Annotated in this window: 24 protein-coding genes, 1 pseudogene and 2 other annotated features; all 25 genes and pseudogenes read right to left on the bottom strand. The window is 47.9% G+C overall.

Features of this window, described 5'->3' with window-relative positions:
• Positions 1-404, bottom strand: a pseudogene (locus B2751_RS10070) (DNA-directed RNA polymerase subunit beta); the annotation flags it as partial.
• Positions 320-3,319, bottom strand: a complete 3,000-nt coding sequence (rpoB, locus tag B2751_RS10075) for a DNA-directed RNA polymerase subunit beta (protein ID WP_414655215.1) — start codon at positions 3,317-3,319, stop codon at positions 320-322. The pseudogene B2751_RS10070 and the gene rpoB, both read right to left, overlap by 85 nt.
• Positions 3,320-3,550: 231 nt before the next feature.
• Positions 3,551-4,147, bottom strand: a complete 597-nt coding sequence (locus B2751_RS10080; protein WP_290774583.1) for a class I SAM-dependent methyltransferase — start codon at positions 4,145-4,147, stop codon at positions 3,551-3,553.
• A gap of 82 nt (positions 4,148-4,229) precedes the next feature.
• Positions 4,230-4,598 carry a 50S ribosomal protein L7/L12 gene (rplL, locus tag B2751_RS10085; RefSeq protein ID WP_023466613.1) on the bottom strand — a complete coding sequence of 123 codons (369 nt, stop codon included), beginning with the start codon at positions 4,596-4,598 and terminating at the stop codon, positions 4,230-4,232.
• A gap of 76 nt (positions 4,599-4,674) precedes the next feature.
• The gene (gene rplJ / locus B2751_RS10090; RefSeq protein WP_023466611.1) at positions 4,675-5,181 is read right to left on the bottom strand and encodes a 50S ribosomal protein L10; all 507 of its coding nucleotides are present in this window, start codon (positions 5,179-5,181) and stop codon (positions 4,675-4,677) included.
• Positions 5,182-5,231: 50 nt separating this feature from the next.
• Positions 5,232-5,383 (bottom strand) — a sequence feature (ribosomal protein L10 leader region).
• A 55-nt stretch (positions 5,384-5,438) separates the two neighbouring features.
• Positions 5,439-6,125 (bottom strand): 50S ribosomal protein L1, encoded by a 687-nt coding sequence (gene rplA, locus B2751_RS10095; RefSeq protein ID WP_064300983.1) that lies wholly within the window; start codon positions 6,123-6,125, stop codon positions 5,439-5,441.
• Positions 6,126-6,242: 117 nt separating this feature from the next.
• Positions 6,243-6,668, bottom strand: coding sequence for a 50S ribosomal protein L11 (rplK, locus tag B2751_RS10100; RefSeq protein ID WP_023466609.1), 426 nt, complete (start codon positions 6,666-6,668; stop codon positions 6,243-6,245).
• 149 nt (positions 6,669-6,817) lie between these two features.
• Positions 6,818-7,369, bottom strand: a complete 552-nt coding sequence (gene nusG / locus B2751_RS10105; protein ID WP_023466607.1) for a transcription termination/antitermination protein NusG — start codon at positions 7,367-7,369, stop codon at positions 6,818-6,820.
• A 19-nt stretch (positions 7,370-7,388) separates the two neighbouring features.
• The gene (gene secE, locus B2751_RS10110) at positions 7,389-7,559 is read right to left on the bottom strand and encodes a preprotein translocase subunit SecE (protein ID WP_023466605.1); all 171 of its coding nucleotides are present in this window, start codon (positions 7,557-7,559) and stop codon (positions 7,389-7,391) included.
• A 44-nt stretch (positions 7,560-7,603) separates the two neighbouring features.
• On the bottom strand, positions 7,604-7,750 hold the full coding sequence (rpmG, locus tag B2751_RS10115) for a 50S ribosomal protein L33 (RefSeq protein WP_023466603.1): 147 nt from the start codon (positions 7,748-7,750) through the stop codon (positions 7,604-7,606).
• 155 nt (positions 7,751-7,905) lie between these two features.
• On the bottom strand, positions 7,906-8,547 hold the full coding sequence (sigH, locus tag B2751_RS10120) for an RNA polymerase sporulation sigma factor SigH (RefSeq protein ID WP_035413147.1): 642 nt from the start codon (positions 8,545-8,547) through the stop codon (positions 7,906-7,908).
• 187 nt (positions 8,548-8,734) lie between these two features.
• The gene (locus B2751_RS10125) at positions 8,735-9,265 is read right to left on the bottom strand and encodes an NYN domain-containing protein (RefSeq protein WP_035413144.1); all 531 of its coding nucleotides are present in this window, start codon (positions 9,263-9,265) and stop codon (positions 8,735-8,737) included.
• Entirely contained in the window at positions 9,262-9,945 is a 684-nt protein-coding gene (gene rlmB, locus B2751_RS10130) for a 23S rRNA (guanosine(2251)-2'-O)-methyltransferase RlmB (protein ID WP_369792041.1), read from the bottom strand. Before rlmB ends, B2751_RS10125 begins: the two co-directional genes overlap by 4 nt.
• A gap of 166 nt (positions 9,946-10,111) precedes the next feature.
• Positions 10,112-10,516, bottom strand: coding sequence for a Mini-ribonuclease 3 (locus B2751_RS10135; protein WP_023466600.1), 405 nt, complete (start codon positions 10,514-10,516; stop codon positions 10,112-10,114).
• On the bottom strand, positions 10,513-11,910 hold the full coding sequence (gene cysS, locus B2751_RS10140; protein WP_035413137.1) for a cysteine--tRNA ligase: 1,398 nt from the start codon (positions 11,908-11,910) through the stop codon (positions 10,513-10,515). The genes B2751_RS10135 and cysS overlap by 4 nt, the downstream gene beginning before the upstream one ends.
• Positions 11,864-12,583 carry a serine O-acetyltransferase EpsC gene (gene epsC, locus B2751_RS10145; RefSeq protein WP_290774590.1) on the bottom strand — a complete coding sequence of 240 codons (720 nt, stop codon included), beginning with the start codon at positions 12,581-12,583 and terminating at the stop codon, positions 11,864-11,866. The genes cysS and epsC overlap by 47 nt, the downstream gene beginning before the upstream one ends.
• A gap of 9 nt (positions 12,584-12,592) precedes the next feature.
• Positions 12,593-12,811, bottom strand: a binding site (T-box leader).
• Positions 12,811-14,259: a glutamate--tRNA ligase gene (gene gltX / locus B2751_RS10150; protein ID WP_290774586.1), complete on the bottom strand. Its 1,449-nt coding sequence runs from the start codon at positions 14,257-14,259 to the stop codon at positions 12,811-12,813. It overlaps the preceding feature by 1 nt.
• 43 nt (positions 14,260-14,302) lie before the next feature.
• Positions 14,303-14,785, bottom strand: coding sequence for a 2-C-methyl-D-erythritol 2,4-cyclodiphosphate synthase (gene ispF / locus B2751_RS10155; protein ID WP_029343079.1), 483 nt, complete (start codon positions 14,783-14,785; stop codon positions 14,303-14,305).
• A gap of 2 nt (positions 14,786-14,787) precedes the next feature.
• Positions 14,788-15,471 carry a 2-C-methyl-D-erythritol 4-phosphate cytidylyltransferase gene (gene ispD / locus B2751_RS10160; protein ID WP_035413128.1) on the bottom strand — a complete coding sequence of 228 codons (684 nt, stop codon included), beginning with the start codon at positions 15,469-15,471 and terminating at the stop codon, positions 14,788-14,790.
• A 131-nt stretch (positions 15,472-15,602) separates the two neighbouring features.
• Positions 15,603-16,688, bottom strand: coding sequence for a PIN/TRAM domain-containing protein (locus B2751_RS10165; protein ID WP_035413125.1), 1,086 nt, complete (start codon positions 16,686-16,688; stop codon positions 15,603-15,605).
• A gap of 127 nt (positions 16,689-16,815) precedes the next feature.
• On the bottom strand, positions 16,816-18,192 hold the full coding sequence (radA, locus tag B2751_RS10170; RefSeq protein ID WP_029343076.1) for a DNA repair protein RadA: 1,377 nt from the start codon (positions 18,190-18,192) through the stop codon (positions 16,816-16,818).
• Between the two features lie 75 nt (positions 18,193-18,267).
• Entirely contained in the window at positions 18,268-20,715 is a 2,448-nt protein-coding gene (clpC, locus tag B2751_RS10175) for an ATP-dependent protease ATP-binding subunit ClpC (RefSeq protein ID WP_035413120.1), read from the bottom strand.
• Complete coding sequence (locus tag B2751_RS10180) at positions 20,715-21,788, bottom strand: protein arginine kinase (RefSeq protein WP_290754255.1); 1,074 nt, start codon at positions 21,786-21,788, stop codon at positions 20,715-20,717. The genes clpC and B2751_RS10180 overlap by 1 nt, the downstream gene beginning before the upstream one ends.
• Positions 21,781-22,209, bottom strand: coding sequence for a hypothetical protein (locus B2751_RS10185; RefSeq protein WP_023466580.1), 429 nt, complete (start codon positions 22,207-22,209; stop codon positions 21,781-21,783). The genes B2751_RS10180 and B2751_RS10185 overlap by 8 nt, the downstream gene beginning before the upstream one ends.
• Before the next feature lie 25 nt (positions 22,210-22,234).
• Positions 22,235-22,690 (bottom strand): CtsR family transcriptional regulator, encoded by a 456-nt coding sequence (locus tag B2751_RS10190; RefSeq protein WP_023466578.1) that lies wholly within the window; start codon positions 22,688-22,690, stop codon positions 22,235-22,237.
• Positions 22,691-22,802 lie beyond the last annotated feature (112 nt).

Raw genomic sequence — 22,802 nt, forward strand, 5'->3', positions numbered from 1 at the left:
AGCGGTTGTTGTGTAACGAGTGAGTATGGTCCTGTCGAACGTGCGTGAAGTTTATCATCGACCATGTGAGCAAGTTTAATCATATACATGACACCGACAGAGATACGGTTATCGAACGCTTCACCCGAACGACCATCATAAAGGACAGTCTTCGCGTCGCGATCCATACCTGCTTCTTCAATCGTTGCCCAAACATCTTCCTCACGCGCACCATCAAATACTGGTGATGCGACTTTAATGCCGAGTTGACGTGCTGCCATCCCGAGGTGAAGCTCGAGCAACTGCCCGATGTTCATCCGTGATGGAACCCCAAGTGGGTTCAACATGATGTCAATTGGCGTACCGTCTGGCATGTACGGCATGTCTTCTTCTGGAAGGATACGTGAGATAACACCTTTGTTACCGTNNGACCGATGTTCATACGCGATGGTACGCCCAGCGGGTTCAGAACGATGTCAACCGGCGTGCCGTTTTCATCGTAAGGCATATCTTCGATCGGGTTGATCTTGGAGATAACACCTTTGTTACCGTGACGACCCGCCATTTTATCACCCTCGTGAATCTTACGCTTCTGAACGATGTAAGCACGGATCAACTGGTTGACACCAGGTGAGAGCTCGTCCCCATTATCGCGGTCGAAGATTTTGACGTCGAGAATGATTCCATCACCACCGTGTGGAACACGGAGAGATGTATCACGGACTTCACGTGCTTTTTCACCGAAGATTGCATGAAGAAGACGTTCTTCCGCTGTCAATTCCGTTACACCCTTCGGCGTAACTTTACCGACGAGGATATCGCCGTCCTTGACTTCCGCACCGACGCGAATGATTCCGCGATCGTCGAGGTTTTTCAAGGCATCATCACCGACGTTCGGAATATCACGTGTGATTTCTTCCGGTCCGAGTTTCGTATCACGCGACTCACATTCGTATTCTTCGATGTGGATCGATGTGTAGACGTCGTCTTTGACAAGACGTTCACTCATGATGACAGCATCCTCATAGTTGTAACCATCCCATGTCATGAAACCGACGAGTACGTTACGACCAAGCGCAAGTTCCCCACCGTCCATCGATGGACCATCTGCAAGGATCTCGCCTTTATCGACTGGGTCGCCTGCTTTGATGATTGGTTTTTGGTTATAACACGTTCCTTGGTTAGAACGGATGAATTTTTGAATCTTGTAACGGTCGAGTTCACCTTCGACGATGTTGCCATCGACTTCCGTCGTACGACGGACAAGGATTTCACGCGCCGTAACGCGCTCAGCGATTCCTGCGTGCTTCGCAACAACAGCGGCTCCTGAGTCTTTTGCAGACACGTACTCCATACCTGTACCGACAATCGGAGATTCCGGGTTCAGAAGTGGGACGGCCTGACGTTGCATGTTCGCTCCCATGAGGGCACGGTTCGAGTCATCGTTCTCAAGGAACGGGATACAAGCCGTTGCGGCAGATACAACCTGCTTCGGTGAAACGTCCATATAATCGACACGTGCTGGTTCAACAGACAAGTTTTGTCCACGGAAACGTGAAAGGACGTGTGAATCTTGGAACGTCTTCTCTTCCGTCAACAACATGTTTGCCTGTGCGACGACGTAGAGATCCTCTTCGTCTGCAGTCATGTAATGGATTTCATCTGTGACGACGCCCGTTTCCGGATCGACACGACGATATGGTGCTTCGATGAAGCCGTACTCATTGACCTTCGCGTACGAAGACAACGAGTTGATCAAACCGATGTTTGGTCCCTCTGGCGTTTCGATCGGACACATACGGGAATAGTGCGAGTAGTGTACGTCACGAACTTCGAAACCAGCGCGCTCACGTGTCAAACCACCGGGTCCGAGTGCTGAAAGACGACGTTTGTGCGTCAATTCTGCAAGCGGGTTCGTTTGGTCCATGAACTGAGACAACTGCGAGCTACCGAAGAACTCTTTAATCGATGCGATAACTGGACGAATGTTGATCAATGCCTGTGGCGTGATCGCATTCTGATCCTGAATCGACATCCGTTCTTTAACGACACGTTCCATCCGCGAGAGACCGATCCGGAATTGATTCTGGAGCAGCTCACCGACTGAACGGAGACGACGGTTACCGAGGTGATCGATATCGTCTGTCGTACCGACTTCATGCAACAAGTTGAAGAAGTAGTTGATCGCAGCAATCATGTCAGCAGGCGTGATGTGCTTGATGTCACGATCGATGTTACCGTTACCGATGATATTGATGATGCGTTCACCTTCAGCATCGTCCGGTGCGAACACCTTGATTGACTGTAAGTTGAAAGCCTCACCCTGCGTCACGCCGCCTGTAGGCGTCGCTTCGATGTAACCAACGGATCCTTCGAGGAATGGAAGGACTTTATCGAGCATACGACGATCAAGGACCGTTCCTGCTTCCGCGATGACTTCACCTGTCTCAGGATCAACGAGCGTTTCCGCGAGTTTCTGACCGAAGAGACGGTTCTTAAGATGAAGCTTTTTATTGATTTTATAACGACCAACGTTTGCCAAATCATAACGTTTCGGGTCAAAGAAGCGCGACACGAGTAACGCTTTTGCGTTTTCGACTGTCGGCGGCTCTCCCGGACGTAGACGCTCATAAATCTCGATGAGGGCTTTTTCCGTTGATTCCGTATTATCTTTTTCAAGTGAATTCCGGAGGTACTCATCATCACCGAGAAGATCGATGATTTCCTGATCCGTACCGAAACCAAGAGCACGTAAAAGAACCGTTACTGGAATCTTACGCGTGCGATCAATGCGAACATAAACGATATCTTTTGCGTCTGTCTCGAGCTCGAGCCATGCACCACGGTTTGGGATGACTGTCGCGGAGAACCCACGCTTACCGTTCTTATCTAACTTATTGTTGTAATAAACACTTGGCGAACGAACAAGCTGCGAAACGATTACGCGCTCCGCTCCATTGATGATGAATGTTCCCGACTCCGTCATAAGCGGGAAGTCACCCATGAAGACTTCTTGTTCTTTCAATTCACCCGTCTCTTTGTTTTGAAGACGGACTTTAACGCGTAGTGGTGCCGAATAGGTCACGTCGCGCTCTTTCGATTCATCGATCGAATACTTCGGCTCTCCGAGCGAGTAGTCGATGAATTCTAATACGAGATTCCCTGTGAAATCGGAAATCGGCGAAATGTCATGAAACATCTCACGAAGACCTTCCCGCAGGAACCACTCATACGAATTCGTTTGAATCTCGATTAAGTTTGGAAGTTCCAATACTTCGCTGATACGTGCATAGCTTCTTCTCTGACGGTGACGACCGTACTGAACAAGTTGACCAGTCAACTGATTCACCTCTCAGACCCACTTCTTCTTATAGAGAAGGACGGGTGTAATATCGAACATTGAAGCCATTTTTTGATTGATAAGCGCAAAAAAGCGACGTCTTGTCTACTCAATCATCTGTAGTCGAGAACGCCAGCTGCTTTCAAACATCTTATCCAAAAATCACTCCAATGGCATTTTATAATACTATCATAGACACAACATGAGGTCAACGACAAATCCTTCGATTTGTCAAGACCGAATTGATTTAAATATCGAGTACCCTTTATCCCGGGTAACTGTCTCACACATACCGAATACTTCTTCCATCAACTTCTTTGCTGATGGTCCACCTTGTTTCTTTTGAATGACGACCCAAAGTTCGCCGCCAACGACGAGATGATCATATGCTTCTCGGAGAATACGATGAACGACCGTTTTTCCTGCCCGAATCGGTGGATTCGTCACGATCGCTGCGAATGTCGATTCGCCTACCCCATCATACCCGTCACTCACACCGGTCGTCACGGAAACACCGTTCGCGCGCGCATTGTCTGCCGCTAGTTCGAGCGCCCGTTCATTGACATCGATCAAGTGTGCCGGACGTCCTGTCGACTTCGAGAGCGCAATGCCCATCGGTCCATATCCGCAGCCGACATCTAAAATGTCTCCAGCTACAGCCGGTTCCGTGAATGCCTCGATCAACAGACGTGAACCAAAATCGATTCCGTTCTTCGAAAAGACACCGTGATCCGATGTAAAGCGGAGCGTTTGACCACGCAGGACATATTCCCACGTCTTCGGATCTCGTTTCGATGAAGGGTCATTCGTATAATAATGATCCGCCATGTTTCCTTCCCCTCTCATGTAAAAGATGAAAACAAAAGAAGCTCGCAATGCGAGCTTCTCTTGTTTCTACGGAAGAAGAAAATTACTTAACTTCTACAGTAGCGCCAGCTTCTTCAAGCTTAGCTTTCATTGCTTCAGCGTCTTCTTTCGAAACGCCTTCTTTAACTGGTGCTGGAGTTCCGTCTACGAGAGCTTTCGCTTCTTTAAGACCGAGGCCTGTCAATTCGCGAACTGCTTTGATGACGTTGATTTTACCAGATCCAGCGTTAGTAAGGATAACGTCGAATTCAGTTTGCTCTTCAGCTGCTGCGCCTGCGCCAGCACCTGCAACTGCTACTGGAGCTGCTGCTGATACGCCGAATTCTTCTTCGATTGTTTTTACGAGTTCGTTAAGTTCAAGAACAGTCATGCCCTTGAGGTCTTCGATAAATTGCTCTTTGTTGAAAGCCATTATGGTTTTCCTCCTTTGATTTAGCCCACGTTGGGGTGTGAAAATTGTGTTGGTTGCCTATCCCGCTAAGCAGAAATTAAGCAGATTGTTCTTCTTTTTGCTCTGCGATTGCGTTCGTTGCCACCGCGAGTCCACGGATTGGCGCTTGAAGCACGCTGAGGAGCATCGAAAGGAGACCTTCGCGTGATGGAAGTTCCGCAAGGGCTTTGACATCTTCTACTGAAGTGACTTTGCCTTCGATGATACCACCTTTAAGTTCGAGAGCCTTGTGCGTTTTAGCGAAGTCGTTCAAGATCTTAGCTGGCGCGATAACGTCTTCATTGCTGAAGGCGATCGCACTAGGACCTGTGAAGACTTCATCAAGACCTTCGAGGTTGCTTTGAACTGCCGCGCGGCGGAGGAGACCGTTTTTGTAAACTTTGAATTCAACGCCCGCTTCGCGGAGTTGTTTACGAAGTTCAGTGACTTCTTCTACTGTGAGACCACGGTAGTCGACGACAACTGTTCCTGCGCTCGCTTGGAGTTTCTCAGCGATCTCAGATACGAGATCCGCTTTGACAGCGATAACTTTTTCGTTTGCCATTTCTGTTGCACCTCCTGGTAGATGAAATGTACCGGTGCGAGGGGCTGCTCGATTTCAAATAAAAAGCCTCCGTCTGCAAAGCAGAGGAGGCGTAATCGTCAAAAAGGATACCTGAACAAACAGGCTCTCTGAGCAAGAACACCTCGGAAGGATTTATGCCCATATGAGCACCTTCTGTCTACGGTATGTCGAAATATATCAACGTTTTATACTGTAACAGCGTTCTTAGAACGTTGTCAAGTTCGTTTTAGACGAAATTATTTCGCGAAGTCAGCTGAAGATACTTTTACACCAGGACCCATTGTAGAAGCGATCGCGATGTTCTTAAGGTATACACCTTTAGCAGTAGCAGGCTTAACTTTTACGAGAGTTTCGATAACTGTGTTGATGTTATCAACGAGTTTCTCGTTATCGAATGATTTTTTACCGACAGGAACGTGGATGTTACCTGATTTGTCGACACGGTACTCAACTTTACCAGCTTTGATATCGTTGATTGCTTTTGTGACGTCAAATGTAACTGTACCTGTTTTCGGGTTTGGCATGAGGCCTTTTGGTCCGAGAACGCGACCAAGTTTACCAACTTCACCCATCATGTCTGGTGTCGCGACGATAACGTCGAAGTCGAACCATCCTTGTTGGATTTTGTTGATGTACTCAGCATCACCAGCGTAATCTGCTCCAGCAGCTTCCGCTTCTTTTAATTTCTCACCTTTCGCGAAGACGAGAACTTTTTGTGTTTTACCAGTACCGTGTGGCAATACGACTGCTCCACGGATTTGTTGGTCTGCTTTCTTCGGATCTACTCCGAGACGAACAGCCAATTCGATAGTCTCATCGAATTTCGCAGTTGCAGATTTTTTAGTCAAATCTACAGCTTCTGCGAGTTCGTATGAAACCGTACGATCGATAAGCTTAGCAGCTTCTTTGTACTTCTTACCCATTTTAGGTTCCTCCTTTGTGGTTGTGCGGAAAATCCTCCCACATAATGAAAGGGTAGCAGGCTTCAAGAAACTATCCGCCTGCGACCCTCATCGTTGTTCATGGTAATCAAAAAGACATTAGTCTTCGATTACGATACCCATAGAACGTGCAGTACCTTCAACCATCAACATTGCTGTTTCAACAGATGATGCGTTAAGGTCTGGCATTTTTGTTTCAGCGATTTCACGAACTTTGTCACGTTTGACAGTCGCTACTTTCTTACGGTTCGGTTCACCTGAACCACTCTCAATTCCAGCTGCTTTCTTCAAGAGAACTGCTGCTGGAGGAGTTTTAGTGATGAATGTGAATGAACGATCTTCAAAAACCGTGATGACTACAGGGATAATCAAGCCGGCTTGGTCTTGTGTACGAGCGTTGAACTCTTTACAGAAGCCCATGATGTTCACACCTGCTTGACCGAGTGCCGGTCCAACTGGTGGAGCTGGGTTTGCTTTGCCCGCAGGAATTTGAAGTTTTACGAGTTTCATAACCTTCTTCGCCACGAGACACACCTCCTTAATTCTTTAATGTGGTTTAATTGGACGTTGCGCGTCCTCCCACTCATTCTATTCGACGAGTTATTTATCGAAATAAGCACAACATCAAACACGAAAAATTGTATCATTAAAACAAAACATTCGCAATAGGAAACTTAATCGATTTTATCGACCTGTGCGAAATCAAGCTCGACCTTCGTTTCGCGACCGAACATATCAACAGAGACTTTCATTTTCTCAGCATCTGTATCAAGCTCCTCGATCGTACCTTCGAGATTTTCGAAAGCTCCTTCTTTGATTCGGACGATTTGTCCGAGTGAGAAGTCGTAACGGCTCTTCAGATCGACAAGACCCATTGATCCAAGGATATTTTCTGCTTCTTCCGGAAGAAGTGGGGTTGGTTTTGAACCGCCGCCGACTGATCCGAGGAAGCCTGTGACGTTCGGAGTATTCCGGACGACATACCAGGAATCATCCGTCATGACCATCTCAACGAGGACATACCCCGGGAAGATCTTGACTTCACGTTCCTTGATTTTCGTTTCTCCCTTTTTGTTCGTTACTTCTTCTTGTACCGTTTCAATCGGAACGAGTACACGGAAGATTTTTTCGTCCATGTTCATGGATTCAATCCGACGTTCAAGGTTCGCCTTGACGTTATTTTCGAATCCGGAATACGTTTGGACGACAAACCATTGTTTCTCCATGGTAGGCCACCTCTTCTTTTTACTTAATCAACCAGCTCATCAATGCGCTAAGCCCTGAATCGACGCCGAAGATGAAGACACCCATGAAGATCACCATACCGATGACCGTCAATGTGTATTTCGTCAGCTCTTTCCGTTTGGGCCAGCTCGTCTTTTTCAATTCATTCCATACGTCACGCAAAAATTTCATCGTACTTTCCCTCCAGGATGTAATAAATCGGGACAGATGAAGCTTTATTTCGCTTCTTTATGAATCGTATGCGCGTTACAACGACGGCAGAATTTCTTCAATTCCAAGCGGACAGTGACGTCCTCTTTTTTCATCGTCGTATAGTCGCGGGCACCGCAATTATCACAAGCAAGGCCTACTTTCTTCGCCATCTCAAAGTCCTCCTTCTTTGCCACTCTTCTCTTCTGTTGAGGTACTTTCCTTTCGAAAAAGAGCGTAAAAAAAAACGCCTATGAGCGGCGTCTCGCTAGTAAGGCGCTAGTTATACAGTAGCATAGGAAGGGATTACGGTCAATCTACCTCTCTGTTAGACCGTCATCTTTCGTGCTTCGAGATAACGCTCAAGCTTGCGCTTGACGCGTTGCAAGGCATTGTCGATCGATTTGACATGACGATCGAGGTCGTCAGAGATTTCCTGATACGTCCGTCCGTCAAGATAGAGCGCGAGGACTTTGCGTTCAAGGTCGCTTAAAATTTCATCCATCTTCGATTCAATGTCTGCATATTCTTCCCGGTTGACGATCAAGATTTGTGGGTCAGAAGGTGCTGTCGACGTAATGATATCGAGTAACGTCCGCTCCGATTCATCGTCATAGATCGGTTTATCGAGTGAGATGTACGAGTTCAACGGGATATGTTTCTGACGTGTCGCCGTCTTGATCGCAGTGATCATCTGTCTCGTAATGCATAATTCGGCAAATCCTTTAAACGAGGCAAGCTTGTCCGTTCGGTAATCCCGTACTGCTTTATAGAGACCAATCATTCCTTCTTGAATGATATCTTCTCGGTCTGCCCCGATCAAAAAATAAGAACGGGCTTTGGCGCGCACGAAATTTCGATACCGCTCGATCAAAAATTCGAGCGCATCGCTGTTGTCGAACTCTTTCGCTTGTTCTACAAGCGCTTCATCGGTCATGCACCCAAACTGGTCGAACGAAACCAAACTCATCTTGTATCCCTCCAAGCATCATTGACGAATAGTTCAATTGTTTTTAATTATACAATAATTACCTGTCGCACGACAATGAAAATTGGCATGACCTCTTTTGTTGTATCCAAAATGTATCTTTTCATAAAATAAACACCGTTCTTCCAAAGTAGGAAAAACGGTGATCCGCTCATGCGAATGGTTTATATCATGTATCTGAATTCTTTCGGCGACGGATCGCTTCTAAACGTGCGACGACGTCTTCTGGTAAATCAATCTTCGAGCGCGGTTGAGCCGTCGTCTTCGCAGACGTCGTCTGTTGTTTGATGACAGCGACTGCCGCTTTCCACTCTCGCCGGAGCTCTTGCGCCGATATGCGGAGTGCTCCGAGCGTGAAGATGACCCACTGCTCCGTATAATCATTTGTCGCTACCGTTAACTTGACTCGGATATCTTGTAGCCAATCAGCAGCTGTCTTTTCAATCCATTCATCTGCCGTTTCGTTCTCCCGTGTGTAGACGATATCAATCCCGCTTTTTTGCATCCGGGATTCACGTCCCGGTTGAAGATAGGCATCGAAGACGATCGTAACGCTGAGACCTGTGACAGCTTGGTATTCCGCCATCGCATGAATCAGCCGTTCCCGTGCCAATTCAAAATCTTGCTCCCGCAACGTCCGAAATTCTGGCCATGCGCCAATGATATTATAGCCATCTACGATGAGACGATCATATTTCATCGCGCATACGGCTTTCTAGTCCGGTAGACTTCATATAGTAATAACGAAGCAGCAACCGATGCGTTGAGCGATGTGACATGTCCCGCCATCGGGAGGTGGACGAGGAAATCACATTTCTCACGGACGAGCCGGCTCATTCCTTTTCCTTCACTTCCAATGACGATTCCGAGTGGCATCGTCCCATCAAGTGTCCGGTAGTCATCACTTTCGCGCGCATCCGTTCCGACGAACCAGATGCCTTGTTTCTTTAGATCCTCCATCGTCCGCGCAAGGTTCGTCACGCGAACGACAGGAATATGTTCGATCGCGCCTGTTGATGCCTTTGCGACGACTTGCGTCAATCCGACTGATCGACGCTTCGGAATGATGATCCCGTGTGCCCCGACAGCATCTGCTGTCCGCAAGATTGATCCGAGATTATGTGGATCCTCGAGTTCATCGAGTAGGATCAAGAGCGGTGTTTCGTCCTTTTGACGCGCGAGCTCAAAGATGTCTTCCATCTCGGCATACTCATACGCCGCTACCGCTGCAACGACACCTTGGTGATTTTCCGTTCCAGCTAAACCCGTTAACCGTGAGCGAGGTACAAGCTGGATTTGAATCCCTGCTTCCTGCGCCATCGCATGGATGACGGCAAGTGGTCCTTTTTGTTGTCCTTCCTGCAGAAACAGCTTGTTCATCTCTCGTCCGCTCCGTAATGCTTCTAGAACCGGATTTCGACCCGACAAGAAATCTTGTCCTTCTTCGAGCGGTTCGATCGCGACTGGCTGTTCCTTGAACGGAGCGGCTTTTCGTTTCTCTTGTGCTGGACGCTGTGCCTTCGTTTTTGGCTTCGCGCTTGTAGCCTTAGGATTCGTCTGTTTTTTCGGCTTCGAGTAATTCGAACGCTTGTCCGATGAGTTCTTCAAGGCGATCCCCTCCTTCTGAAAGATAAATATAACCGAGCAATGCTTCAAATGCTGTCGCGTAGCGATACGTGTGGACGTCCGTACTCTTCGGGACAGAACCGGATTTTGCGTTCTTCCCGCGCCGGACGACCGCTGCCTCTTCTTCCGTCAACGCATCCGTGTTCAACCAGTGCGTTACGACCGTCGCTTGTGCTTGTGCCCGAACGTACCGGACAGCTGCTTTGTGCAACTCGCCCGGCTTCACGTAGCCTTGTTCGAGCAATCGCTCGCGCACACGAATCTCATAGACGACGTCGCCCATGTACGCTAACGCGAGTGCATTCAGTTGTTTGTAGTTCTTCATCCGCGCTTCCACCGCATCCCTTGCGCTGTATCTTCGAGCAGAATGCCTTGGTCACGTAGTTGGTCGCGAATTGCATCTGCTCGTGCGAAGTCACGATTTTGACGGGCTGTGTTCCGCTCTTCGATCAACTGTTCGACTTCTTCATCGAGTAAGCCTTTATCGACTGTCAACGTCACACCAAGGACGCCTGATAATTCCGAGAAGAGTGCGAGGAACTGTTCGAGCACCTGTTTCGACACATGTGCTTCTCCGAGGTATAGATTGGCTTCTTTCGAGAGATCAAACAAATCCGTCACCGCGTTCGCTGTATTGAAATCATCATCCATCGATGTGATGAAGTGTTCCTTGATTGCCGCTAGACGATTCAACCACTTCTCGTCACCTGTTCCGAGATCAGCCGTCATGTCAAGTCGGTGTTCAATGTTTGCGACCGACTCCCGGATCCGTGCGAGACCATTCGCTGCTTGGTCGATCAGTTCACGACTGTAGTTGATCGGATGACGATATTGAACCGACAACATGAAGAACCGTAAGACCATCGGATCGACCGCTTGAATGGCTTCATGGACCGTCAGGAAGTTACCGAGCGACTTCGACATCTTCTCATTTTCGATGTTCAAGAACCCGTTATGCATCCAGTAGTTCGCGAACTTCTGAGAATTGCATGCTTCTGACTGGGCGATCTCATTCTCATGGTGCGGGAACTTCAAGTCTTGTCCACCGGCATGGATATCGATCGTCTCTCCGAGGTATTTCTTCGCCATCGCCGAGCACTCGATGTGCCAGCCTGGTCGCCCTTCGCCCCACGGACTCGTCCATGCCGGCTCGCCTGGTTTTGCTGCTTTCCAGAGCACGAAATCAAGCGGATCTTCTTTTTTCTCTCCGACTTCGATTCGTGCACCTGCACGCAACTCGTCGATTGACTGTTGGCTTAATTGTCCGTAATCCTTGAAACTACGCGTCCGGAAGTAGACATCTCCGCTTGAAGCGTAGGCATTGCCTTTTTCAACAAGGACTTCGATGAATGCGATGATATCGTCCATCGTTTCCGTGACTAGTGGATGGATGTCCGCTTTTTGGACATTTAAAGCACCCGTATCCGCGTGATACGCTTCAATGAAACGTTTCGTCAACGCATGATAATCTTCTCCCAGTTCGTTTGCTGTCCGGATGATCTTATCGTCGACGTCCGTGAAGTTCGAGACGTATTTGACCTCATATCCGCGGTATGTGAAGTAGCGACGGACTGTATCGAAGACGATCGCTGGACGTGCATTGCCGATATGAATGTAGTTGTACACAGTTGGACCACAGACATACATCTTGACCTTTCCTTCTTCTAATGGTTTAAATGGTTCCTTTTTTCCGGTCATGCTGTTGTACAGTTGAATCATGACGTCGCCCTCCTTTAATCCGTTCAATTTCTTGTTTTAATACTTCTAGTTCTATTTCAATCCGCTCTTGGCATTCGCTGACCGGATCCGGGAAACGATGATCAAGTGGTGCTTCGACCTTCATGCCGTCTTGAATGACGACACGTCCCGGAATGCCGACGACGGTCGCATTTGGAGGAACGTGTTTTAAGACGACGGAACTGGCACCGATTTTTGAGTATGCCCCGATCGTGATATCACCTAGGACACGAGCACCGGCAGAGACAAGTACGCCGTCTTCAATCGTCGGATGACGCTTTCCTGTTTCTTTCCCCGTTCCGCCGAGTGTCACGCCTTGAAACAACGTGACGTCATCGCCAATGATCGTCGTCTCACCAATGACGACACCCATCCCGTGGTCAATAAAGAATCGGCGTCCAATCGTCGCTCCTGGATGAATCTCGATGCCTGTCAAAAAGCGACTGAATTGCGAAATCAATCGACCGAGCAAGCGAAACTTCGCGTTCCAGAGCCGATGGGCCAGGCGATGCATCCAAATCGCATGTAAGCCCGGGTATGTCAAAATGACTTCTAACGTGCTGCGGGCAGCTGGATCTTGCTCAAACACATTGCGGATATCTTCTCGCATCCGTGTCATATACGTTCTCCTTTCCATAAGAAAAAGCGCCTCTATGCATTGCTGCACAGAGACGCTAACGAAGCGCGGTCCCACTCTGTTTGGACGATTGACTCGTCCCTCTCGACGTCCGTTAACGCCGGAGATACGTCTGCGCCTACTTTCACGGATTTCGGGCAGCACTCAGAGGGGCATTTCATGATTCGCTTCTTCAAGCCCTCGCACCATTCGAGCTTGTCTCTGGAGAAGAAGACGCATCGTTACTTTCCTCGTCTACGCTTTCGTTATTCTGCTTCAAGCCGTGCAAGCACACGGTCTTTTCCTAGTAATTGAATCGTGTTCGGGAGTTCTGGACCATGCGTCTGTCCTGTCGTCGCAACACGAATTGGCATGAACAAGTTTTTTCCTTTTTGACCAGTCGCTTTTTGCGTCGCTTTGATCGATGCTTTGATTGCTTCTGGTGTCCACTCTTCGAGAGCGCGTAACTGGTTCGCGAATTCTGCAAGTACAGTCGGAACCGTCTCGCCACTCAAGACAGTGTTTGCCTCTTCATCATACACCACTTCATCCTCAAAGAACATCTCTGAAAGCTTGACGATTTCCGCGCCATGCGTCATCTGTTCGCGGTATAGCGCGACAAGATCACGTGCCCAAGCGAGCTCTTCTTCTGAAGGTGACGCTTCGACGCGACCTGCTTCTTGTAGGAACGGAAGACTTGCTTCGAATACTTCTTCGAACGATTGATGTTTCATATACTGACTGTTGATCCAAGCCAATTTGTTTTGGTCAAAGACAGCCGGACTCTTCGAGAGACGATCCGCGTCAAAGATCTTGATTAACTCTTCTTTTGTGAAGATTTCCTCTTCGCCGACAGGTGACCAGCCGAGAAGCGTGATGAAGTTGAGTAATGCTTCCGGGAGATAACCGAGCTCTTTGTACTGCTCGATGTACTGAATGATCGAGTGATCACGCTTCGAGAGTTTCTTGTGTGCTTCATTGACAATCAATGTCATGTGACCAAACGTCGGGTATTCCCAACCGAACGCATCATAGATCATCATCTGTTTCGGTGTGTTCGAAATATGATCATCTCCACGAAGAACATGACTGATCGCCATCAAGTGATCGTCGATGACGACAGCAAAGTTATACGTCGGAATGCCGTCTTTTTTAACGATGACCCAGTCACCGAAGTCTTTTGATTCGAACGAGACGTCGTCTTTGACGATATCATTCCACGTATACGTGACATCTTCCGGTACACGAATCCGAATCGATGGCGTGCGACCTTCTGAGCGGAACGCTTCTTCTTGTTCTGCTGTCAGGTTACGGTGTGCCCCTGAATAACGTGGTGCTTCTCCGCGTGCGATTTGCGCTTCGCGTTCTGCTTCGAGCTCTTCCGATGTCATGTAGCAACGGTAAGCGAGTCCCTTTTCAAGTAACTCATCCGTATACTTTTGATAGATATCAAGACGCTCCATTTGTGAATAAGGACCGTACTCACCACCGCGACCTGGACCTTCGTCCCAATCGACACCGAGCCACTCGAGATTCTTCATTTGACTCTCGACACCACCTGCGATGTTCCGCTTTTGGTCCGTATCCTCGATTCGTAATACCATCTTGCCGCCTAAATGGCGTGCAAACAGATAGTTAAATAATGCAGTCCGGGCATTCCCGATATGCAAGTGTCCTGTTGGACTTGGGGCATAACGTACTCGTACTTCTGCCATTGCCAATCACTCCTTCGACTAAAATTCGCTTATCTAGTATACCTTATTCTTCGATTCGTTTCAGTAGAATCACTGCTTGACAAGCGATTCCCTCTTCTCGTCCCGTAAAACCTAACCATTCCGTTGTCGTTGCCTTGACATTGATCTGTTCAATGTCCGCTTCGAGTAATTCTGCGATCCGAGCACGCATCGTGTCGATGTACGGACGAAGCTTTGGTGCCTGTGCGATGACTGTCGCATCTAGGTTGCCAAGCTCATACCCTTGTTGTTTAACGAGCGCGTAGACATGCTGCAGTAATTTTGCTGAATCCGCATCCTTGAATTCCGGATCCGTATCCGGAAAATGTTTTCCGATATCCCCCGCTGCAATCGCACCAAGTGCTGCGTCGGCAATCGTATGTAACAAAACGTCTGCATCCGAATGACCGAGCAATCCTTTCGTATGCGGAATCTCAATGCCGCCTAAAATCAATTTCCGATCCTCTGCAAAGGCATGTACATCAAAACCTTGTCCAATTCGAATCATCGTCATTTCCCTCGTTTCATTAGAATTGCTTCACCGAACCATAGATCGTCCGGTGTCGTCATCTTGATATTTTCGTAGTGACCGTGGACGATCGTTACTTTTCCTCCGTCCCATTCTATCAAACTTGCATCATCGGTTCCTAGGTATTTTGTTGCCGCTTTTTCATGAACCGTGCGAATCGTTGCAAGATCAAATGCTTGTGGTGTCTGGGCTGCCATCAAGTGTTCTCGCGGAACGGTCTCACTGATGTGATTCGCTTCGATCCGTTTGACGGTGTCTTTGATCGGTACGGCGAGAATCGCTGCTTGATCCAACACTGCCGCCTGGACGACAGCATGAATCGCTTCTTGTGAAATGAACGGTCGAGCCCCATCATGAATCAGGACGATCCCTTCGCCTTCTAATGCCTCAAGACCACGGAGAACACTTTCTTGTCGTTCGGCACCACCCGCAACCAGTTTGATGGCTGTCGCATAGGACGAAGTGACGTGCGTAAACCAGTCTTTCTCCATTGGATTGATCGCAAGAACGATTTCCGCACATGCCGGGTCCGCCTCGAAGACATCTAGTGTCCAAGCGATGATTGGACGGTCTCTTAGTTCAAGCATCAATTTATTACGATCTGCGCCCATCCGCTTACCGGCACCGGCAGCGGGGATGACGACGCGATATGTGGCTGTAGACATCTCATTCCCTCTTTTCTATCTCACTGATCATCGTGATCCATTCCATCACACCGAAAACGGACTCGATCATGAAATCGAATCCGTTGCGGGTCTATCTGAATGCCTCTCGATATCTCTCTAGGCATAGTGTCTCATTTTTCCTGTGGTTTCGCAAAAATCATTCGTCCAGCTGACGTCTGTAAGACACTCGTGACGACGACGCCAATCGTTTTCGAAATGAGATGTTTGCCTCCTTCGACGACGACCATCGTTCCATCTTCGAGATAGGCGATTCCTTGCTTTTGTTCTTTCCCTTCCTTGATGACAAGGACGGTCATTTCTTCTCCTGGAATGACGACTTGTTTGACCGCATTCGCCAGGTCATTGATGTTAAGGACAGGAACATGTCGGACTTCACAGACTTTGTTTAAGTTATAGTCGTTCGTGACGACGATTCCTTTGACGAGTTCCGCAAGTTTGATCAATTTGATGTCGACTTCCGGTACATCCTCGAAGTCGCCATCATAAATTTCGACCTCGACTCCAGGGATCTCTTGTAATTCTTTTAAGACATCGAGTCCACGACGTCCACGGTTTCGTTTCAACGTATCAGAAGAATCCGCGATGTACTGCAACTCACCGATGACGAATTGCGGAACGATCAGTTTCCCTTCGACGAAGCCTGTTTTCGTGATATCTGTGATTCGTCCGTCGATGATGACGCTCGTATCGAGCACTTTACTATTCGACTTTGCTGGAACGACGACTTCAGATGCCGTCTTTTTTTCACTTTGGTTGCTACGTAAGAAGATTTTCGTCAATTCATGACGTTTTCGATACCCGACCGTAAAGCCGAGATATCCGAATAACGCGGTCACGAAGATTGTTAAGACATTACTGAGGACAGGAATCCCAACTAAGTCGATTAACGTACTGACGAGAAATGCTAATACTAATCCGATCAACAAACCAAACGTACCAAAAAAGAGATCTGCTACTGGGGCTTTGACGAGTCGTTCTTCTAAAAATCGGAGAAGTCGAATTACCGAATCCGTAATGAATAATCCAATTAATAAGAATATGAGTGCACCAATCGTTCCAGTTACGTATTCGCTCATCAACCATGCCGGGAAAGTCGTACTTGTCGCTGTTTCAATCAATTGGAAAAACTGAGGAAGCAACAAGATCCCAAGGGCAAGTCCGAGTAATGCAAAAAATACCCGTATGACGATTTTCAATCTTCTCACCTCCTTTGCCTATTTTAAGTTCATTGTAACATGTACTGAATTGAACTACCTACGCCGGAAGGAGGGGAAACTGTTTACATATCCATTACAGTTCCCCCATTTTTTACGTCATTCCAGCTTAAAACGGAATGGTTTCGCGTAATGCTTCGTCCACGCTTTCGACACCGACGACCGTAATCCCGTCCGGATACGTCCAGCCTCCTAAGTTATTTTTCGGAATGATCGCTCGTGTAAAACCGAGTTTGGCTGCTTCTGCTACACGTTGCTCAATCCGTGAAACACGACGGACTTCTCCCGTCAACCCGACCTCACCAATCACGACATCCGTCGGACGCGTCGGCTTGTCACGGAAACTAGAGGCAATGGCAACACAGACTGCTAAGTCGATCGCTGGTTCATCGAGCTTCACACCACCCGCTGCCTTGAGATAGGCATCTTGTGTTTGTAAGAGAAGACCCGATCGTTTCTCAAGAACGGCCATCAATAACGCTACTTTATTTTGATCGATTCCGGTCGCCATCCGTCTAGGATTCCCAAATGACGTCGGTGAAATCAATGCTTGCAGTTCGACGAGGACGGTCCGTGTCCCTTCCATTGAAGCAACGATCGTTGAACCGGATACGCCGGATGTCCGCTCTTCGAGGAAAATTTCTGACGGATTTAAGACCTCTTCAAGACCAGACTCCCGCATTTCAAAAATTCCGATCTCATTCGTTGAACCAAATCGGTTTTTAACAGCACGCAGAATCCGAAACGTATGGTGACGTTCGCCTTCGAAATACAAGACAGCATCCACCATGTGCTCAAGTAAACGTGGTCCAGCAATCGACCCCTGTTTCGTAACGTGACCAACGATAAAGATTGCAATACCACGACTCTTTGCAATTTTCATCAGCATCGCCGTACATTCACGTACCTGTGTCACACTCCCGGGTGCGGACTGAATTTCATCAATGTAGACGGTTTGAATCGAGTCGATGATTAAAAACCGTGGCTGTTCTTCATCAACGACACGTTCAATCATGTTCATGTCCGTTTCACTGAGGACGAACAAATCCTGTGTCGGCAATCCAAGCCGTTCCGCGCGCAATTTGGTTTGTTTAAGCGATTCTTCCCCTGAGATGTAGAGCACTTTTTCACCACGTTGGGCAAGCCGTGCACTCGTCTGCAGTAAGATCGTCGACTTCCCGATCCCAGGGTCTCCTCCAACAAGCACCATCGAACCCGGAACGATGCCGCCTCCGAGGACACGGTCGAATTCACCACTTCCGGTAAAGACACGACTCTCTTCTTGCGAGACGATATTCGCGAGGCGTTCAGGCTTTAATTGTTTTGTCGTCGTATGAACAAAAGCGGCACCGCGCCGTCCTTTTTTTTCTTCGACGACTTCTTCGACCATCGTGTTCCATTCTCCGCATCCAGAACAACGTCCCATCCATTTCGGTGATTCAGTTCCACAGCTTTGGCAAACGAATTTTGTTTTTAACTTAGCCAATCGATTCATCCTTTCTGTTTCAAAAAAAGACCAGCTTCGCTCAGAAAGTGCGAAAGCTGGCCCTGTGCTCAGTGCTTATTCCGTTGCGGCAGAACTCACGTGATTCCGGCGAACGATGAATTCGTTCTCTTCGACATCAAGCGCAACATGCTCTCCTTTTTGAATATCACCTGCGAGCAATGCTTCTGACAACCGGTCTTCCGCTTCCCGTTGAAGGGCACGACGGATTGGACGTGCGCCGTACTCTGGATCGTATCCGATATCGGCGATCTTCGAGAGGGCAGCTGGTGTCAATTCGAAATGAATTTCCTGTTCAGCCAAACGTTTTTCAAGGGTTTTCGCCATCAACTTCACGATCTCTTCGATATGTTGTTTCTCGAGTGAATGGAAGACGATCGTTTCATCAATCCGGTTCAAGAACTCTGGACGGAAGGCCCGTTTGAGTTCTTCCATGACTTTATCTTTCATGTCTTTGTATTCGCGATCCGTATCTTCAGAAACAGCGAAGCCGACATATTTATTACGTTTAAGGGCACTTGCACCGACGTTCGACGTCATGACGATGATTGTGTTACGGAAATCAACCGTGCGACCTTTCGAGTCTGTTAGGCGCCCATCATCGAGTACCTGCAAGAGAATGTTGAAGACTTCTGGGTGCGCCTTCTCGATTTCATCAAGTAAGATGACTGAGTATGGTTTCCGGCGAACTTTTTCAGTCAATTGACCGCCCTCTTCGTAACCGACATATCCTGGAGGTGAACCAACGAGACGACTTGTTGCATGTTTCTCCATGTACTCTGACATGTCGATCCGGATGATTGCATCCTCATCACCGAACATTGCTTCGGCAACCGCACGTGCGAGTTCTGTCTTACCAACCCCAGTAGGACCGAGGAAAATGAACGAACCGATCGGACGTTTTGGATCTTTCAGTCCAGCACGTGCGCGACGGATCGCTTTTGAAATCGATTTAACGGCTTCATTTTGACCGATGACACGATCGTGAAGGATTTCTTCGAGACGAAGGAGACGATCCGTCTCTTCTTCCGCGATCTTCGTGACCGGTACACCTGTCCAGTTGGCAACGACTTGTGCGATGTCATCTTTTGTGACTTCAAGTTTTTCGTTGCCTTGTTTATTCTGCCATTCCTCTTTCAAACGCTCAAGCTCATCGCGTAATTTTTGCTCCGTATCGCGGAGGCTTGCTGCTTTTTCAAACTCTTGACTTTGGACAGCTTCATCTTTGTCCTTACGGATGCCTTCGAGTTTTGCCTCAACTTCTTTTAAGTTCGGTGGTGCTGTATACGAACGCAACCGAACTTTTGATGCCGCTTCATCGATCAAGTCAATCGCTTTATCCGGAAGGAACCGATCCGAAATGTATCGATCCGACAAGGTGACGGCTTCTTGAATTGCTTCATCTGTGATCGTCACACGGTGGTGTGCTTCATAACGATCGCGAAGACCAAATAGGATTTGCGTCGCTTCATCCGTTGTTGGCTCTGCGACTTGGATCGGTTGGAAACGACGTTCGAGTGCCGCATCTTTTTCGATGTACTTCCGGTACTCATCAAGTGTCGTAGCTCCAATACACTGGAGTTCGCCTCGTGCGAGCGATGGTTTAAGGATGTTCGATGCATCGATCGCACCTTCTGCTCCACCTGCTCCAATCAATGTATGCAACTCATCGATGAAGAGAATGATGTTACCCGCTTGACGAATCTCATCCATGACCTTTTTCAAACGATCTTCGAACTCACCACGGTATTTCGTACCGGCGACGAGTGTTCCCATGTCGAGTACCATGACGCGTTTATTGCGTAATGTCTCCGGTACTTCATTGTTGATGATTTGTTGAGCAAGACCTTCGACGACAGCCGTTTTACCGACCCCTGGTTCCCCGATCAAGACTGGGTTATTCTTCGTCCGGCGGCTCAAGACTTCGATGACGCGTTGAATCTCTTTTGCGCGACCAATGACTGGGTCAAGACGTGTTTCACGCGCTTGTTGAGTCAAATCACGAGCAAGACCATCAAGCGTTGGTGTTGCGACACCTGAACCTGCTTGCGATGCGTTTGCTGTTGTTTCGCTGTTCCCAAGCAACTGGAGTACTTGCTGACGAGCTTTTGAAAGACTGATGCCTAAGTTATTTAAGACACGAGCAGCAACCCCTTCTCCTTCTCGAATCAATCCGAGCAAGAGGTGTTCTGTTCCGACGTAAGAGTGACCGAGTTTACGTGCCTCATCCATTGATAACTCGATGACTTTTTTCGCACGTGGTGTATAGTGAATCGTCGTTGCACCATCTTGTCCGCGACCGATCAATGCTTCGACTTCCATCTGAATTTTATCTGAACTGAGACCGAGTGCTGTTAAGGCTTTCGCAGCGATTCCGTCTCCTTCACGTACAAGTCCGAGTAAAATGTGTTCTGTTCCGATATTGTGGTGCCCCAACCGTACTGCTTCTTCTTGAGCAAGTGCCAATACACGTTGTGCACGTTCTGTAAATCGTCCAAACATCATTATGCAAAACCTCCTTGTGTGTGATCCCTGTTTGTCTGTTCGGTTAACATCGTCCGAATTCGTTTCGCCCGTTCGATGTCCCGTTCTCTAGATGTTAATTGTTTCCCGAAATGCTTTTGTAGAAAACCTGTTTGTAGCGAGACGAGCAGTTGATGAAAAAGATTTGGAGGAAGATTGACTTCTAGTCCCAGACTGTCTGCTAAGCGGACATCCGATAGCCGTTCCGTTGCTTCCCGCGCTGTAATCAGTCGAGCTGATGTCAGGATGCCATAGGAACGATATAGTCTGTCCTCTAGTTCTTCTTGATACATCTCCAATAATCCTTTTCGTGCTGCCTGTTCTGCTTCAATTAATGCTTCGACCGCAAATTGATAGTCCGTGATCAGCATATCCTCACTTGCCCCAAGCGTCCGTTGGTTCGAAAGTTGGAACATGCGACCAGAAGCATCGCTTCCCTCACCGTAACGCCCACGAATCGCGAATCCTAACTGTCGTAAGTGTTTGATATAGCCTTGAATCTGATTCGTCAGGACTAGTCCCGGTAAGTGCAACATCACGGAAGCACGAAGACCTGTTCCGACATTGCTCGGACATGTCGTTAAATAACCAAGTGTATCATCAAAAGCAATCTTAAAGCGTTCGCTGATCAAGCGATCGACTTGTTTTGCGATCCGAAACGCCTCTTCGAGCTGGAGCCCCGGTAATAAGGTCTGGATCCGGAAATGATCTTCTTCGTTTACCATGACACTGATCTGCTCATCTTCACTAATGAAGAGTCCTGTCCGTGGATGACTCGCTAACGCCGGACTAATTAGATGCTTTTCTACTAAAGCGGTTCGGGTCAGGACATCCGCCTGATCGACACGACCAAATCGGAACCCTTTCATCCCATTTAGTTGGCGTTCCGTCTCTTCAATGAGTGCATTGGCTTGTGCTTCTGACAACATCGTTGAGAACGGATAACGTGTCGTATTGCGCGCCAAACGGACTCGTGTCGAAACGACGATGTCGTCAAAGGGAGAAGATTGATTCATCGATTCGCTTAAAGGGTGTTGAAGCAACTCTTCAAACATGACGCAAATCCTCCTCGACACTCTCAATCTGTTGTTTTATGACTTCTGCTTCTTCATAATCTTCTGCTAAGATTTTGCGGTTGAGTTGTTCTTTGAGTCGACTAAGTTGCTGATTTAATCGTTTCTCCACGGATTCCTCATCAGGGCGTGAACCATAATGTTGCGTATGACCGTGTTGGAACTGACGAACCATGCCGTCGACTTCGTCTTTGAAAAATGAATAACAAGTCGGGCAACCGACTTTACGAAGATGAAGCAATTGTTGACGGGTCATACCACAAGACGGACATGCCGTCCCTTGATATTCACGTGCTAACTCCCGTACACAAACCGAGCATAAGAACTTCTCATCGGTTTCTGACTCTTGTGGGAGTTTGACACGGACGATTGCTTCTCGTTCGCCACATCGTTGACAACGCATCGTGCATTCCTCCAATGTCCGACGACTAGAGTCGCTTCATGGTTTGAAGAAGCGTCCGCATCAAGTGGGCACGCATCCGGTGTTGATCTTCGACCGCCATTGGCAAACTCTCTTTTTGCAACAGCGATTGAATCAAAATAGCTTCCCGCCGCGTCAGTAATTGTTCGTTCATCAAACGAATCAAATAATCTTCTGCAGCTTGTTCCGTCAAATGATCACCGATCCATGAACTGACTTCGTCTAATAGATCGTGACTATCGAGCACAACGATTTTTTGAATCCGAATGTATCCACCGCCGCCCCGCTTACTTTCAACAAAATAACCCTTTTCGACCGTAAAACGAGTATTAATGACGTAATTGATTTGTGATGGAACACAGTCAAAACGTTGTGCAATTTCTTGACGCTTGATTTCAATCGTCTTTTCGTCGTGTAAAATTTGCTTTAAATAGGCTTCGATGATATCTGTGATGTTTTGCATTGGCACCACCTCTCTGACCATCTTTGACTATTGTTTGATTTAATAGTAATCATCTAAAAAAAGAAATGCAACTGATAAGGCTTTTTAGAAAACACAAAAAGACCGACCTGCA

Origin of the sequence: Exiguobacterium sp. UBA6282, assembly GCF_002440475.1 — a bacterium.
Taxonomy (GTDB): domain Bacteria; phylum Bacillota; class Bacilli; order Exiguobacteriales; family Exiguobacteriaceae; genus Exiguobacterium_A.